Origin of the sequence: Ramlibacter humi (genome assembly GCF_004681975.1) — a bacterium.
GTDB lineage: Bacteria > Pseudomonadota > Gammaproteobacteria > Burkholderiales > Burkholderiaceae_C > Ramlibacter > Ramlibacter humi.
Map to the genome: position 1 here is coordinate 529660 of NZ_SMLK01000002.1, position 15048 is coordinate 544707.

Consider the following 15048-nt stretch of genomic DNA (forward strand, 5'->3'; position numbering starts at 1 on the left):
CGCGCGGCGCGCGGCGCGGCCGGCCGCGGTGGCTGCCGCTGCAGCGTGAACGCAGCCTTCCGGCGAAGCAGCGGACGGCGCGGGCGGACACTCGATGGCGGCGGGGCAGCATGGCGGGCACTCACGGATGAGTGCCGCCGATTCTATGGATGAGTTGTTACCGCGGCGTAGCGGCTGGTGAGCAACTGTTGGGTCTAGCGCACGCGCATGCCGGGTTGCGCGCCCGCCGTGGGCTCCAGCACGAAGATGCCCGGGTTCGATTTCTCGTCGGCGTGGCTGGCGGCCAGCACCATGCCTTCGCTCACGCCGAACTTCATCTTGCGCGGCGCCAGGTTGGCGACCAGCACGGTGAGCTTGCCCACCAGCTGCTCCGGCTTGTACGCCGAAGCGATGCCGGAGAACACGTTGCGCATGCGGCCTTCGCCCACGTCCAGCGTCAGGCGCAGCAGCTTGGTGGAGCCTTCGACCGCTTCGCAGTTGACGATCTTCGCGATGCGGAGGTCCACCTTCGTGAAGTCGTCGATCTTGATCTCGGGCGCCAGTTCTTCGCCGCCAGGCACGGTGGCCGGCGCTGCGGCTTCGGCCGCCGGCTCGAACAGCGCGTCCATCTGCTTCGGGTCCACGCGCTGCATCAGGTGCTGGTACGCGCCGATGGCGTGGCCGCCGGGCAGCGGCTGCGCCGCGTTGGTCCAGTCCAGCGGCTCGCACTTCAGGAAGGCTTCGGCCTGCGCGGCGAGTTCGGGCAGGATGGGCTTCAGGCACGCGGTCATCACCTTGAAGCCTTGCAGGCATTCGGAGCACACCAGCGCGGCTTCCTCCGCCTTGCCTTCCTTCACCAGCTTCCACGGCGCGGCGCCGTCGAAGCGCAGGTTGATCTCGTCGGCCAGCGCCATGATCTCGCGCACCGCCTTGCCGTACTCGCGGCCTTCGTAGAGGTTGCGCACTTCGTCGCACAGGCGCTCGGCGCGCGACTGCAGCGCCGGGAAGTCGCCCACCAGCTTGCCGCCCGGAATGAACTTGGCCGCGCGGCTGGCGATGTTGACGTACTTGCCGATCAGGTCGGCGTTGACGCGCGCGATGAAGTCGTCGGGGTTGAAGTCGACGTCTTCCACCTTGCCGTTGAGCTTGGCGGCGATGTAGTAGCGCAGCCACTCGGGGTTGAGGCCCAGCGCCAGGTAGCGCAGCGGGTCGATGCCGGTGCCGCGGCTCTTGCTCATCTTCTCGCCGCTGACGGTGATGAAGCCGTGCACGTTCACCTGCGAAGGCGTCTTGCGGCCGCTGAACCGCAGCATCGCGGGCCAGAACAGCGTGTGGAAGTACACGATGTCCTTGCCGATGAAGTGCACCTGCTCCACCGACGGGTCGGCCAGGAACTGGTCGAACGTGGCGTCGGTGCGCGAAGGCGGGTGCCAGTGGTTGCGTGCCTGGCCCTTGTCGAAGTGGTTCTTCAGGCTGGCCAGGTAGCCGATGGGCGCGTCCAGCCAGACGTAGAAGTACTTGCCCGGCGCGCCGGGGATCTCGATGCCGAAGTAGGGCGAGTCGCGGCTGATGTCCCAGTCAACCATGCCGGCCTCGAACCATTCGCTGGCCTTCTTCGCGACTTCGCTCTGCAGCTTGCCGTCCTGCGTCCAGGCCTTGAGGAAGTCGACCACCTGCCCGTCGGACAGCTTGAAGAAGTAGTGGTCCGAGCTGCGCAGCTCGGGCTTGGCGCCGGTGAGGACCGAGTACGGCTCGATCAGCTCGGTGGGCGCGTACACGCTGCTGCACACCTCGCAGCTGTCGCCGTACTGGTCCTTGGCATGGCACACCGGGCACTCGCCCTTGATGTAGCGGTCGGGCAGGAACATGCCCTTCACCGGGTCGTAGAACTGCTCGATGGTCTTGGTCGAGATCAGCTGGCGCGCCTTCAGCGCCTTGTAGATGCCCTGCGCCAGCTCGGTGTTCTCCGGGCTGTCGGTGGAATGCCAGTTGTCGAAGCGGACGTGGAAGCCGTCCAGGTATTCCTTGCGGCCCGCGGCGATGCCGGCCACGAACTGCTGCGGCGTGACGCCGGCCTTCTCGGCCGCGATCATGATGGGCGCGCCGTGCGCGTCGTCCGCGCCCACGAACTGCACCATGTGGCCGCCCATGCGCTGGTGGCGCACCCAGGTGTCGGCCTGGATGTATTCCATGATGTGGCCGATGTGGAACTTGCCGTTGGCGTACGGCAGGGCGGTGGTGACGAATAGCTTGCGCTGGGGCATGGTGGTTTTCCGCGGGGAACCGGCAATTTTAGTTGGCTGGGTACACTGGCCGCTCGCATCCCAAGACCATGGCCACCAACGACCAAGTACTCGCCGCCATCGCGGCCGTGAAGGACCCGAACACGGGCCAGGATTTCGCCTCGACCAAGGCGGTGAAGAACCTGCAGGTGAACGGGGGCGACGTCGTGTTCGACGTCGAGCTGGGGTATCCCGCCAAAAGCCAGGTGCCCGCGCTGCGTCAGGCGCTGATCGCGGCGGTGCGCGCGGTGCCGGGCGTCACCAACGTTTCGGTGAACTTCGCCACCAAGGTCATCGCCCATGCCGTGCAGCGCGGGGTGCAGCTGATGCCCAACGTGAAGAACATCATCGCGGTCGCGTCCGGCAAGGGCGGCGTCGGCAAGAGCACCACGGCCGTCAACCTGGCGCTGGCGCTGGCCGCCGAAGGCGCCACCGTCGGCGTGCTGGATGCCGACATCTACGGCCCCAGCCAGCCCATGATGATGGGCATCGCCCGCCGCCCCGAGAGCGAGGACGGCAAGACCATGGAGCCGCTGGAGAACTACGGCGTGCAGGTCATGTCCATCGGCTTCCTGGTGAACCAGGACGAAGCCATGATCTGGCGCGGCCCCATGGCCACGCAGGCGCTGGAGCAGCTGCTGCGCCAGACCAACTGGAAGGACCTCGATTACCTGGTGGTGGACCTGCCGCCCGGCACCGGCGACATCCAGCTCACGCTGTCGCAGCGCACGCCCATGACCGGCGCCGTGATCGTCACCACGCCGCAGGACATCGCGCTGCTCGATGCGCGCAAGGCCGTCGCCATGTTCGAGAAGGTGGGCGTGCCCATCCTGGGCCTGGTGGAGAACATGGCGGTGCACGTGTGCACGAACTGCGGCCATGCCGAGCACATCTTCGGCGAAGGCGGCGGCAAGCGCTACGCGGCCGAACGCGGCATCCACTACCTGGGCGCGCTGCCGCTGGACATGCAGATCCGCGTGCAGGCCGACGGCGGCAAGCCCACCGTGGTGGCCGATCCGGAAGGCCAGGTCGCCGGCATCTACAAGGACGTCGCGCGGCAGGTGGCGGTGGGCATCGCCGCCAAGGCCAAGGACTTCTCCGCGAAGTTCCCGACCATCACCGTCTCCAAGGACACCTGAGGGGCCAGCCGTGGCGCCGCGTCCCAGCCTCGAGGTCGCCGTCGTGATGCGGCGCGAGCGGCTGGACAACCGCTGGCAGCCGTTCCGCTGGGTGCTGCACGACGTGGTGCCGCAGCAGGCGGCGTTCGGCAGCGAGCCGCGCCGCATCTTCACGGACGAGCGCGAGGAACGCTGGCTGCACCCGGGCTTCACCGTCGAGCTGTTCCGCGACGAGGCCGAGGGCTACTACCTCAACGTCACCACGCCGGCGCCCGCGTGGTTCGTGCTGTGGCGCATGGAAGAGGAAGCCACCGTCGCGCCCGAGCCGATCGCGCGGCCTTTCCTGCTGACACTCAGCTACAACGAGGCGGCACGCTGGCTCGATGCGCAGGAGACGGTGGAGCAGGTGCCCGCGCCGGCCGATGTGGTGGACTGGATGCGGTCCTTCGCCGACGCGCACTACGTGCCCGAGCCGCGCCGGCGCAAGCGCCCGGAGAGCTTCAAGGCGCTGCAGGACCGTTTCGGGAATCCTGCGTCGGTGTCCACGGGGAAGACGCGTGGAGGCGAAGGTGGCTGACGGGTTCCTGGGGCGCTGGTCGAAGCGCAAGCTGGACGTGAAGGAGGGGCGGGCGGTCGAGGCAGAACCTCCACCCTCACCCCAACCCTCTCCCGCCGGCGGGAGAGGGGGCGAAGACGGGCGTGCACCCCCCCAGCGGGGAGAGGGTGGGGATGAGGAGGCTCCGGCCCAGGATCCCCCGCCTACGCTCGAAGATGTGAAGTCGCTCACCCCCGATTCCGACTTCACCCGCTTCACCCGCGCCGGTGTCGCGCCCCAGGTCAAGAACGCCGCGCTGAAGAAGCTCTTCGCCGACCCGCGCTTCAATCTGCAGGACGGGCTGGACGTCTACATCGACGACTACAACAAGCCCGACCCGCTGCCGGAAGCCATGCTGAGGCAGCTCGCGGGCGCGAAGTTCCTGAAGCTCTTCGGTGAAGAGGCGACTGAGCAGGAACAGGGCGCCGGCACAAGGGATGGTGCGGACGCGCAGCCCGGCGCATCCGTGGCACAGTCCTATGCACCGGCGGACATACCACCGCCGACCGCCTTGCCCGACGATGCCCACCCTGATCTGCGACTGCAACAAGACGATGCCGCTGAAGGCGGCGAGCCTGGGCGCGGCGCTGGGTGAAACGCTGCCGCTGCACAGCAGCCTGTGCCGCCGCGAAGCGGCTTCGTTCCAGCAGGCGGTGAAGGGCAGCGAGCCCGTCGTCGTCGCCTGCACCCAGGAAAAGAGGCTCTTCGCCGAGATCGGCACGCAGACCGAAGGCGCCGTCGCGCCTGTCCGCTTCGTCAACATCCGCGAGACCGGCGGCTGGAGCCGCGATGCGGCGCAGGCCATGCCGAAGATCGCGGCGCTGCTCGCGGCGGCGAAGCTGCCTGAACCCGAGCCCGTGCCCACCGTCGGCTACGCCAGCCAGGGGCGCCTGCTGGTGATCGGCCCGCTGCAGCAGGCCGAGCGCGCCGCCGCCCTCGTGCAGGACACGCTGGACGTCACGCTGTTCACCACGGGCGGGCCGGGCGCGCAGGACCGCCGGCAGCTCGTGCTGGGCGGCCGCATCGACGGGCTCACCGGCTGGCTCGGCGCGTTCCGCTTCGACTGGACACCGGTCAACCCCATCGACCTGGACCTGTGCACGCGCTGCAATGCGTGCGTGGCCGCCTGCCCCGAGCAGGCGATCGGGCTGGACTACCAGATCGACCTGGCTCGCTGCACCGGCCACCGCCAGTGCGTGAAGGTGTGCGAAGCCGCGGGCGCCATCGACTTCGACCGGCAGGCGCAGGCGCAGTCGGACACTTTCGACCTGGTGCTGGACCTGCGCGCGCAGCCGGCCTTCGCGCAGCACGCGCCGCCGCAAGGCTATTTCCACCTGCCGGCGGCCGGCGAGGGCGCCTGGGGCGAAGCGGCGCTGCTCACCGTGCTGAAGCTGCGCGAGATGGTGGGCGAGTTCGAGAAGCCGCGCTTCTTCCAATACAAGCAGAAGCTGTGCGCGCACACGCGCAACGGCCAGGTCGGCTGCGACGCGTGCATCGCCATCTGCTCGGCGGCCGCCATCAGCAGCGAGCCTTCGCGCCAGCAAGTCAAGGTCAATCCCAACCTTTGCGTGGGCTGCGGTGCCTGCACCACCGTGTGCCCCACCGGCGCGCTGACGTATGCGTACCCCCGCGCGCCGGAACAAGGCCTGCACCTGCGCACGCTGCTCTCCACCTACGCGCAAGCCGGCGGCCGCGATGCGGTGCTGCTGCTCCACAGCCAGGAAGCCGGCCGCGTGCTGGTGGAAGACCTGGGCCGCGCGGCCCGCCTGGGCCAGGCGCAGGGCATTCCCGCCAACGTCATCCCGGTCGGCCTGTGGCACACGGCCAGCACCGGGCTGGACCTGTGGCTGTCGGCGGTCGCGTTCGGCGCTTCGCAGGTCGTGGTGCTCGTCACCGGCGAGGAAGCGCCGCAATACCTCGACGGCTTGAAGGAGCAGATGGCGGTGGCACAAGCCATCCTGCACGGGCTGGGTTACGCGGGCACGCATTTCGAACTGCTGCAGGCCACGTCGACGCCTACGCTCGACGCCGCCTTGCAATCGCTGCGCAACACGCGACAGCAGGTGCCGCGCGAAGCCGCGAAGTTCGCCGTCGCCGCGGAAAAGCGCGCCACGCTGGAGCTGGCACTCGATCACCTCGCCGCGCACGCGCCGCAGCGGCCGGAAGCCATCGAACTGCCGGCAGCCGGTTCGCCGTTCGGCTCCGTCGCCGTGGACAAGGATCGCTGCACGCTGTGCATGAGCTGCGTCGGCGCGTGCCCCGCCAGCGCGCTGCAGGACAACCCGCAGTCGCCGCAGCTGAAGTTCATCGAGATGAACTGCGTGCAGTGCGGCCTGTGCGCCACCACCTGCCCGGAAGACGCCATCACGCTGCAGCCGCGCCTGCTGCTCACGCCGCAGCGGCGCGAAGCGCGCGTGCTCAACGAAACCCAGCCTTTTGCCTGCGTGCGCTGCGGCAAGCCCTTCGGCACGCTCAAGGCGATCGAGGCCATGCTGGGCAAGCTGTCCGGCCACGCCATGTTCCAGGGTGCCGCGCTGGAGCGGCTGAAGATGTGCGGCGACTGCCGCGTGATCGACCTCTACTCCGCCACCGACGAGGCGAAGATCACCGATGCCTGAACCCATCCCTGCTTCTTCCGCCCTGGACGAGGAGACCGCGCGCGCCGAGGTCTACGGCCTGCTGGCGCTGCTGTACTACGCGCCGCCTTCGGAAGACGTGCTCAGCGCGCTGCAGGTGGCGGTGACCGACGCGCCGGCCGACGGCGCCTTCCTGGAGGAGCCGTGGCGCGCCTTCGTCGGCGTGGCGCGCGAAATGTCGGCGCGGCAGGTGGCCGTCGAATACGACACGCTCTTCGGCGGGGTCGGCAAGCCCGACGTCTACCTCTTCGGTTCGCATTACCTGAGCGGCTTCCTCAACGAGCGCCCGCTGGCCAAGCTGCGCGACGACCTGCGCGCGCTGGGTCTCACGCGCGACGAGGCCATGCCGGAAACCGAGGACCACATCGCCTACCTGTCGGAAGTGATGCGCTACCTGATCGCGGGCGACGACGCGGCGGTGGCCAACCTCAGCCGCCAGCGCGAGTTCTTCGGCGCGCACCTGCAGCCTTGGGCCGGCGAACTTGGCGAAGCCATCCGCGCGCACCCCGCCGCGCGGTTCTACGCCGCGCTGGCCGGCTTCACCCAGGCCTTCTTCCAGGTGGAGCAGCAGGGCTTCGACCTGCTCGCCTGATCGCGCTTCGGGGTTTACCCGGATGATCGGCGTGCACCGATTTGTCCCCCTTTGGTGGCTTCATTTCGCTATGCTCTTGTGTGCATAAGCCAACGATGCGCCCACGAAGGAGCCAGCCCATGGGATCTCCCGCCAGCAAACTCTCGCGCCGCACGCTGTTCGCCGGTGCCGCCGCCACCGGCGCCGTGGCCGCGGCGGCGGGCCTCGCGGCCGCTTCGCGCGAAGCGGCCCCGCAGCAGGCCACCGACCTGCCCAAGCCCCCGCCCGAACGCGGCGGCGGCTACGAGCTCTCCGAGCACGTCCAACGCTACTACCAGACCACCCGGGTGTGACCCGCGGCCGAAGGGAGCTTCCATGTTGCTGACCAAGAAGAGCGGCGCGGCCCCTGCGGGCCGGCGCGAGGATGCCGCGCGTTCGCCATTCATCCACAGCCTGCAGCGCGGCCTCTCGCGCGCGCTGCCCACCATGGACCGGCGCGCGTTCCTGCGCCGCTCGGGCCTGGGCGTCGGCGTGGGCATCGCGGCCGGCAGCCTCACGCTGGTGAAGAGGGCCAAGGCCGCGGGCGGCGATTCCGCCATCACCGGCGCCGGCAAGATCGAAGTCAAGCGCACCGTCTGCTCGCACTGCTCGGTGGGCTGCGCCATCGACGCCGTGGTGGAAAACGGCGTGTGGGTGCGGCAGGAACCGGTGTTCGATTCGCCCATCAACCTGGGCGCGCACTGCGCCAAGGGCGCTTCCATCCGCGAGCACGGCCACGGCGAGTACCGCCTGCGCTACCCGATGAAGCTGGTGGACGGCAAGTACCAGCGCATCTCGTGGGACCAGGCACTCAACGAGATCAGCGCGAAGGTGCTGGAGCTGCGCAAGGCCAGCGGCCCCGAAGCCGTGTACTGGATCGGCTCCTCGAAGCACTCGAACGAGCAGTCGTACCTGATGCGCAAGTTCGTCAGCCTCTGGGGCAGCAACAACTGCGACCACCAGGCGCGCATCTGCCACAGCACCACGGTCGCCGGCGTCGCCAACACCTGGGGCTACGGCGCGATGACCAACTCGTACAACGACATGCAGAACAGCAAGTGCGCGTTGTACATCGGCTCCAACGCCGCCGAGGCGCACCCGGTCAGCCTGCTGCACATGCTGCACTCCAAGGAGAACGGCTGCAGGATGATCGTGGTGGACCCGCGCTTCACGCGCACCGCCGCCAAGGCCGACGACTACGTGCGCATCCGCTCCGGCTCGGACATCCCGTTCCTCTTCGGCGTGCTGTACCACGTGTTCAAGAACGGGTGGGACGACAAGAAGTACGTCAACGACCGCGTCTACGGCATGGACAAGGTGCGCGAGGACGTGATGGCCAAGTGGACGCCCGACAAGGTGGAGGAAGCCTGCGGCGTGCCCGAGGCGACGGTCTACAAGGTCGCCGAGGCGATGGCCAGGAACCGGCCTTCGACCATCGTGTGGTGCATGGGCCAGACGCAGCACACCACCGGCAACGCCATCGTGCGGGCCTCGTGCATCCTGCAGCTGGCGCTGGGCAACATCGGCGTGTCGGGCGGCGGCGCCAACATCTTCCGCGGCCACGACAACGTGCAGGGCGCGACGGACGTCGGCCCCAACCCCGATTCGCTGCCCGGCTACTACGGCATCGTGGAAGGCTCGTGGCGCCACTACGCCAAGGTCTGGGGCGTCGACTACGACTGGCTCAAGGGCCGGTTCGCCAGCCCCACGATGATGACCAAGCCCGGCATCACCGTCTCGCGCTGGATCGACGGCGTGCTGGAGAAGAACGAGCTGATCGACCAGGACCCGAACCTGCGGGCGGTTTTCTACTGGGGGCATGCGCCGAACTCGCAGACGCGCGGGGTCGAGATGAAGCGGGCCATGGACAAGCTGGACCTGCTGGTGGTGGTGGACCCGTACCCGTCGGCGACGGCGGCGATGGCCGCCATGCCGGGCGACCCCAAGGACCTGAACCCGAACCGCGCCGTGTACCTGCTGCCGGCGTCCACGCAGTTCGAGACCAGCGGATCGGTGACCGCTTCCAACCGCTCGCTGCAGTGGCGCGAGAAGGTGATCGAGCCGCTGTGGGAGAGCCGCACCGACCACATGATCATGTACCAGCTGGCCGACAAGCTGGGCTTCGGCAAGGAGCTGGTCAAGAACTACCAGCTGCAGAAGGTCAAGGGCATGGACGAACCCGTGCCCGAGGACATCCTGCGCGAGATCAACAAGTCCAACTGGTCCATCGGCTACACCGGGCAGAGCCCGGAGCGCCTGAAGGCGCACATGAAGCTGATGGCCAGCTTCGACGTCAAGACGCTGCGCGCCAAGGGCAGCGTGAAGGACCCGGCGACGGGCTACGACATCGAGGGCGACTACTTCGGCCTTCCGTGGCCCTGCTTCGGCACGCCCGAACTCAAGCACCCCGGCACGCACGTGCTCTACAACCCTTCGCTGCACGTCATGGACGGCGGCGGCAACTTCCGCGCCAACTTCGGCGTCGAGAAGGACGGCGTCAACCTGCTGGCCGAGGACGGGTCCGCTTCCAAGGGCGCGGACATCCAGACCGGCTACCCCGAGTTCGACCACGTGCTGCTCAAGAAGCTGGGCTGGTGGGACGAGCTCACCGACGCCGAGAAGGCGCTGGCCGAGGGCAAGAACTGGAAGACCGACCTGTCGGGCGGGATCATCCGCGTCGTGATGAAGAACCACGGCTGCCACCCGTTCGGCAACGCCAAGGCGCGGGCGGTGGTGTGGAACTTCCCCGACCCGATCCCGCAGCACCGCGAGCCTCTGTACAGCACTCGGCCCGACCTGGTGGCCAAGTACCCGTCCCACGACGACAAGAAGGCCTTCTGGCGCCTGCCCACGCTGTTCAAGACCGTGCAGCAGAAGAACCTGGAGGACAAGGTCGCGCAGAAATTCCCGCTCATCCTCACCTCGGGCCGGCTGGTGGAGTACGAAGGCGGCGGCGAGGAGACGCGGTCCAACCCGTGGCTGGCGGAACTGCAGCAGGAAGCCTTCGTCGAGATCAACCCCAAGACCGCGGCCGAGCGGCAGATCAGGAACGGCGACCGCGTGTGGCTGAAGTCGCCCACCGGCGCGCGGCTGAACGTGCAGGCGCTGGTGACCGAGCGCGTGGGCCCCGACACGGTGTGGATGCCGTTCCACTTCTCCGGCCGATGGCAGGGCGCGGACCTGCTGGCGTACTACCCGAACGGCGCGGCGCCCATCGTTCGCGGCGAGGCGGTGAACACCGCCACCACGTACGGCTACGACAGCGTCACGATGATGCAGGAAACAAAAACGACCATCTGCCAGGTCGAAAGAGCCTGACGAGAGGAGACCGCCATGGCCCGCATGAAATTCATCTGCGACTCGGAACGCTGCATCGAGTGCAACGGCTGCGTCACCGCGTGCAAGAACGAGCACGAGATCCCCTGGGGCGTGAACCGCCGGCGCGTGGTGACGCTCAACGACGGCGTGCCCGGCGAGAAGTCCATCTCGGTGGCGTGCATGCACTGCTCCGATGCGCCCTGCATGGCGGTGTGCCCGGTCAGCTGCTTCTACCGCACCGAGGACGGCGTGGTGCTGCACGACAAGGACGCCTGCATCGGCTGCGGCTACTGCAGCTATGCGTGCCCGTTCGGTGCGCCGCAATTCCCCGCCGCCGGCAACTTCGGCGTGCGCGGCAAGATGGACAAGTGCACCTTCTGCGCCGGCGGCCCGGAGGAGCACGGCTCGCAGGCCGAGTTCGAGAAATACGGCCGCAACCGCCTGGCCGAAGGCAAGCTGCCCGCGTGCGCCGAGATGTGCTCCACCAAGGCGCTGCTGGCGGGCGACGGCGACGTGGTGGCCGACATCTTCCGCAACCGCGTGGTCAAGCGCGGCAAGGGCGCCGAAGTCTGGGGCTGGGGCACGGCGTACGGTTCGAAGCAGGCCGGCCAACCGAACGGGCAGAAGTCATGATGCGCGCCGCTCTCATCGCCATCGCCGCGTTCGCGCTCGCCGCCTGCGGCGAGAAGCCGCAGACCAACCGCGCCGACCACGACACCGCGCTGTACAAGGGCACCGGCACGCCTTTCGTCGCGCCCGGCTGGAAGCAGGGTGACCGCAACAGCTGGGAGCAGCAGCTCAAGACGCGCGCCCAGATGGGGCAGAACGACTATGTCAAGGTCAACTGAGCTGATCGCGCGGTCGCTGATCGCGCTGGCGGCGCTGGTGGCGGGCCCGGCGATGGCGCAGGCCACGCAACCCGGCCAGTCGCAAGGCAGCGGACAGGCCGCGGCCGCCCAACCCGCCGCGTCGCAACCCACGGCGGCGGTTGGCATCCAGGGCCAGAACATCTTCCAGGTGAAGCCCGAGACGCGGCCGGACGCGTCCAGCGAGCCCGGCTACGCCGAGCAGACCAACGGCCAGCGCAACCGCGTGCAGCCGGGCAACAACGCGCCGATGTGGCGGCAGGTGCAGAACGGCATGGAGGGCTACAGCAGCCTGCCGAAGTCGGAAGCGCCCGAAGCGGGCGTGCTGATCCAGGCGCCGGTGCAATACCCGGGCTCGCGCTTCACCACCGCCGGCGAAGCCTGGCGCCAGGTGCGCAACCGCTGGCTCATCCCGTACGGCGGCTCGCTGATCCTCATCACGCTGGGCGCGCTGGCCATCTTCTATTTCGCCAAGGGGCCGGTCGGCCAGCATGACCCGGACACGGGCCGCAAGATCGAGCGCTTCACGCCTTTCGAGCGCGCCGCGCACTGGGCCAACGCCATCGCGTTCGTCGCGCTGATGATCACGGGCATCGTCATGGCGTTCGGCAAGTTCTTCCTGCTGCCCATCCTCGGCGGCACGCTGTTCGGCTGGCTCACGTGGCTGCTGAAGACGCTGCACAACTTCGCCGGCCCGCTGTTCGCGGTGTCGCTGGTCATCGTGTTCTTCACCTTCCTGCGCGACAACTGGCCGCAGAAGGGCGACCTCCACTGGCTGGCGCGCGCCGGCGGCATGCTCGGCAAGCCCGGGCAAGAGCCGCCTTCGCACCGCTTCAACGCGGGCGAGAAGATCGTGTTCTGGGGCGGCGTGCTGTTCCTCGGTGCCATCGTGGTGGCCTCGGGCCTGGTGCTGGACAAGCTGATCCCGAACCTGGCCTACACGCGCGCCACCATGCAGGTCGCGCACATGGTGCACGCGGTGGCTACCGTGCTGATGATGTGCCTGTTCCTCGGCCACATCTACCTGGGCACCATCGGCATGCGCGGCGCGTACTCCGCCATGCGCAACGGCTACGTCGACGAGGAGTGGGCGCGCGAGCACCACGCCTACTGGTACGAAGACATCCGGGCCGGCCGCATCCCGGCGCAGCGCAGCACGCCGCGCGAAGGCGGCGCGCCCGACCAGGTCCGCCCCGCCTGAACGAACGAGAAAAGGCCTCGCACCATGAACCTGCGCCTCCTCACCGCCCTCGTGCTGGCCGCCTTCGGCCTGGCAGCGCAGGCCAAGCTGCCTCCTCCCGATGACGCCGCCAAGGCCAAGGCTGCGGAAGCCACCGCCAAGGCCGCGTGGCAGGCCAAGGTGGACGCGTTCCAGCTGTGCAAGGCGCAGGACAAGGTCGTGGCCAGGTACAAGGCCGGTGGCGGCAAGAACGGGAAGGCGGCGCCCGCCGCGGCCGCTGCCGCGAAGCCGGCTTCGTCGCCGGTTGCCGCGGCATCGTCGCCCGTCGCTGCCGCATCGGCGCCGGCCGCGGGCGCTTCCGCGCCCGGAACGCCGGTGGCTTACGCGCCGCCCACGCCGTGCGCCGACCCCGGCCCCTTCGCGTACAACCCGCCGGAGCAGAAGCCGCTGGAAACGTCCGGCGCGCATTCGCCCCCGGGCACCGCCGCCAGCCCGCCCAGCGTGCGCAACGAGTCGGCCACCATGACGCCGGCCAAGCCTTCGACGGCGCCCGCCGAAGGCGCGAAGAAGCCCTGACCACCGGGCCCGCGCGCCCCTCGTCTTACACTGCCGCGATGCTGCCGCGGTTGACTCAGGCGCGCGCGCCGCTCACGCGCGAAGTGGCTGTGCTCGACGAGCACGGCCAGCCCCAGCGCATCTCCATCCCCGCGGAACGCGACCTCACCGTCTACGTCGACCGCCGCGAGCTGGTCACGCTGATGACGCTGGGCGCCCATCCGGAATGGCTGGTGCTGGGCTACCTGCGCAACCAGCGCCTGGTGCGCTCGGCCGGCGAGATCGAATCCGTCACCGTGGATTGGGAAGTGTCCAGCGCGGCGGTGAAGACCCGCGCGGGCATCGACCGCATCGAGGAACGCACCGCGAAGCGCGTCGTCACCACGGGCTGCGGCCAGGGCAGCGTGTTCGGCGCGCTGATGGACGAGGTGGAAGCCATCGCGCTGCCCGATGCCGTGCTGGCGCAGGAGACGCTGTACGCCATCCTCGAAGCCATCCGCCAACAGGAGAGCACGTACAAGTCGGCCGGCTCGGTGCACGGCTGCGCGCTCTTCCGCGGCGGCGAGATGCTGCTCTTCGTCGAGGACGTCGGCCGCCACAACGCGATCGACACCATCGCGGGCTGGATGTGGATGCAGGGCCTGGACGCGCGCGCGTCGGCCGGCGATGAACCGTTCGTCTTCTACACGACGGGGCGCCTCACGAGCGAGATGGTGATCAAGTCGGCGCAGATGGGCGTGGCCATCGTGGTGTCGCGCAGCGGCATGACGCAGATGGGGCACGAGGTCGCGCAGCGGCTGGACATGTGCACCCTGGGCCGCGCGCTGAACCGCCGCTTCCTCTGCTACACCGGCGCGCAGCGGCTGCGCTGGCAACCGGAAACGGTGACGCGCTAGGCGCTGGCGCCGGTCGTCCCGGGCGGCTGGTACCAGCGCGAGAGCGGGCTGGTGCGCCGGTTCGGGCGCTGCATGCGCCAGTCCTCGAAGTCGGTGGTCACCTGCGCCAGCTGCAGCGGCAGCTTGTCGTACAGGTGCACCGAGATGCGCGGCAGGCGCATGGGGTCGTCCTCGCCCGGCCGGGCGCGCGAGCTGACGATGGTGGTGCCGTTCGCGTAGCCGGACCGGCGCACCATCTCCGCATGTTCGGCGCGATGCTCGCCGTACGGGTAGCAGAAGCTGCGCACCTCGATGCCCAGCGCCTGTTCCAGGTCGCGCTTGCTGCCCTCGATCTCGGCCTGCGCCGTTTGCGCATCGCACTCGCACAGGTTCACGTGGTTGCGCGTGTGGGCGCCGACCTCCATGCCGGCATCCATCCAGTCCCGCAAGTGCTCCAGGCCCATCAGCGGCACCGTCGGGACGCCCTTGCCATGGTCCCAGGCGTTGCTGCCGCCGATCTGCGCGGTGACGATGTACGCGGTGGCGGTGAAGCCCATCCTGCGCAGGATGGGCAGCGCGTGCTGGTGGTTGTTCAGGTACCCGTCGTCCATGGTGATGCCGAAGACCTTGCCCGCCTTCTCGCCCTGCAGGTAGGGCTCGAGGTCGCGCATGGACAAGCCTTGCCAGCCCAGCAGCTTCAACGCGTGCATCTGGAGAGCGAACCGCCAAGGCGGCAGCACCAGCGCCCGGACCGGCGTTCCGCGCTTGGGCGGCCGCGCGGTCTGGTGATAGGAGAGGATGGCAATCGGTTTGCGGCTGGCTTGTCTCTGTTCGTCGCGCATGTCCTGCCCTGGAAAGTTTGTTCTTAAGTACGTATCGATAATGTGCATACGCCAGAGCCTCCCTGTAGGAGCCGCGCGACTCGGCCTGTAGTCCGGTAGAGCGGTAGTCCGGAAGGGCCACCGGCTCCCCTGAGTAACAGGGGTGCATGCAACCATGATGTGACAGGGCGCCGCACGCGCCCGGCAAGGACA

Annotated in this window: 14 protein-coding genes; 12 read left to right on the forward strand and 2 right to left on the reverse strand. The window is 68.8% G+C overall.

The genetic code is table 11. The features are described 5' to 3' along the window. Window positions 1–194: 194 nt before the first annotated feature. Window positions 195–2243, reverse strand: a complete 2049-nt coding sequence (metG, locus tag EZ216_RS09955; RefSeq protein WP_135249580.1) for a methionine--tRNA ligase — start codon at window positions 2241–2243, stop codon at window positions 195–197. Window positions 2244–2311: 68 nt separating this feature from the next. Here metG and apbC point away from each other — a divergent pair, with 68 nt between their 5' ends. The 12 genes from apbC (at window position 2312) to EZ216_RS10015 (ending at window position 14035) form a co-directional block, all read left to right on the forward strand. Next, entirely contained in the window at window positions 2312–3400 is a 1089-nt protein-coding gene (apbC, locus tag EZ216_RS09960; RefSeq protein ID WP_135249581.1) for an iron-sulfur cluster carrier protein ApbC, read from the forward strand. 10 nt (window positions 3401–3410) lie between these two features. Further along, window positions 3411–3956 carry a DUF3305 domain-containing protein gene (locus tag EZ216_RS21610; protein ID WP_135249582.1) on the forward strand — a complete coding sequence of 182 codons (546 nt, stop codon included), beginning with the start codon at window positions 3411–3413 and terminating at the stop codon, window positions 3954–3956. After that, a complete protein-coding gene (locus tag EZ216_RS09970) occupies window positions 3949–4569 on the forward strand; it encodes a DUF3306 domain-containing protein (RefSeq protein WP_205959651.1) in 621 nt (206 codons plus the stop codon). The genes EZ216_RS21610 and EZ216_RS09970 overlap by 8 nt, the downstream gene beginning before the upstream one ends. Beyond that, a complete protein-coding gene (locus EZ216_RS09975; RefSeq protein ID WP_205959652.1) occupies window positions 4496–6592 on the forward strand; it encodes a 4Fe-4S dicluster domain-containing protein in 2097 nt (698 codons plus the stop codon). Before EZ216_RS09970 ends, EZ216_RS09975 begins: the two co-directional genes overlap by 74 nt. Beyond that, complete coding sequence (locus tag EZ216_RS09980; RefSeq protein ID WP_135249584.1) at window positions 6585–7202, forward strand: TorD/DmsD family molecular chaperone; 618 nt, start codon at window positions 6585–6587, stop codon at window positions 7200–7202. The genes EZ216_RS09975 and EZ216_RS09980 overlap by 8 nt, the downstream gene beginning before the upstream one ends. A gap of 119 nt (window positions 7203–7321) precedes the next feature. Continuing rightward, window positions 7322–7534: a formate dehydrogenase gene (locus EZ216_RS09985; protein WP_135249585.1), complete on the forward strand. Its 213-nt coding sequence runs from the start codon at window positions 7322–7324 to the stop codon at window positions 7532–7534. Between the two features lie 22 nt (window positions 7535–7556). Beyond that, window positions 7557–10538: a formate dehydrogenase subunit alpha gene (locus EZ216_RS09990; RefSeq protein ID WP_135249586.1), complete on the forward strand. Its 2982-nt coding sequence runs from the start codon at window positions 7557–7559 to the stop codon at window positions 10536–10538. 15 nt (window positions 10539–10553) lie between these two features. After that, the gene (gene fdh3B / locus EZ216_RS09995; RefSeq protein WP_135249587.1) at window positions 10554–11171 is read left to right on the forward strand and encodes a formate dehydrogenase FDH3 subunit beta; all 618 of its coding nucleotides are present in this window, start codon (window positions 10554–10556) and stop codon (window positions 11169–11171) included. After that, a complete protein-coding gene (locus tag EZ216_RS10000; RefSeq protein ID WP_439126728.1) occupies window positions 11171–11386 on the forward strand; it encodes a hypothetical protein in 216 nt (71 codons plus the stop codon). The genes fdh3B and EZ216_RS10000 overlap by 1 nt, the downstream gene beginning before the upstream one ends. Beyond that, entirely contained in the window at window positions 11370–12605 is a 1236-nt protein-coding gene (locus EZ216_RS10005; protein WP_135249589.1) for a formate dehydrogenase subunit gamma, read from the forward strand. The genes EZ216_RS10000 and EZ216_RS10005 overlap by 17 nt, the downstream gene beginning before the upstream one ends. 24 nt (window positions 12606–12629) lie before the next feature. Next, complete coding sequence (locus EZ216_RS10010; RefSeq protein WP_135249590.1) at window positions 12630–13160, forward strand: hypothetical protein; 531 nt, start codon at window positions 12630–12632, stop codon at window positions 13158–13160. A gap of 38 nt (window positions 13161–13198) precedes the next feature. Continuing rightward, the gene (locus tag EZ216_RS10015; protein ID WP_135249591.1) at window positions 13199–14035 is read left to right on the forward strand and encodes a formate dehydrogenase accessory sulfurtransferase FdhD; all 837 of its coding nucleotides are present in this window, start codon (window positions 13199–13201) and stop codon (window positions 14033–14035) included. Here the strand turns inward: EZ216_RS10015 and EZ216_RS21335 are convergent. Then, a complete protein-coding gene (locus EZ216_RS21335; RefSeq protein ID WP_167772869.1) occupies window positions 14032–14856 on the reverse strand; it encodes a polysaccharide deacetylase family protein in 825 nt (274 codons plus the stop codon). The two genes, EZ216_RS10015 and EZ216_RS21335, sit on opposite strands and share 4 nt — an antisense overlap. Window positions 14857–15048 lie beyond the last annotated feature (192 nt).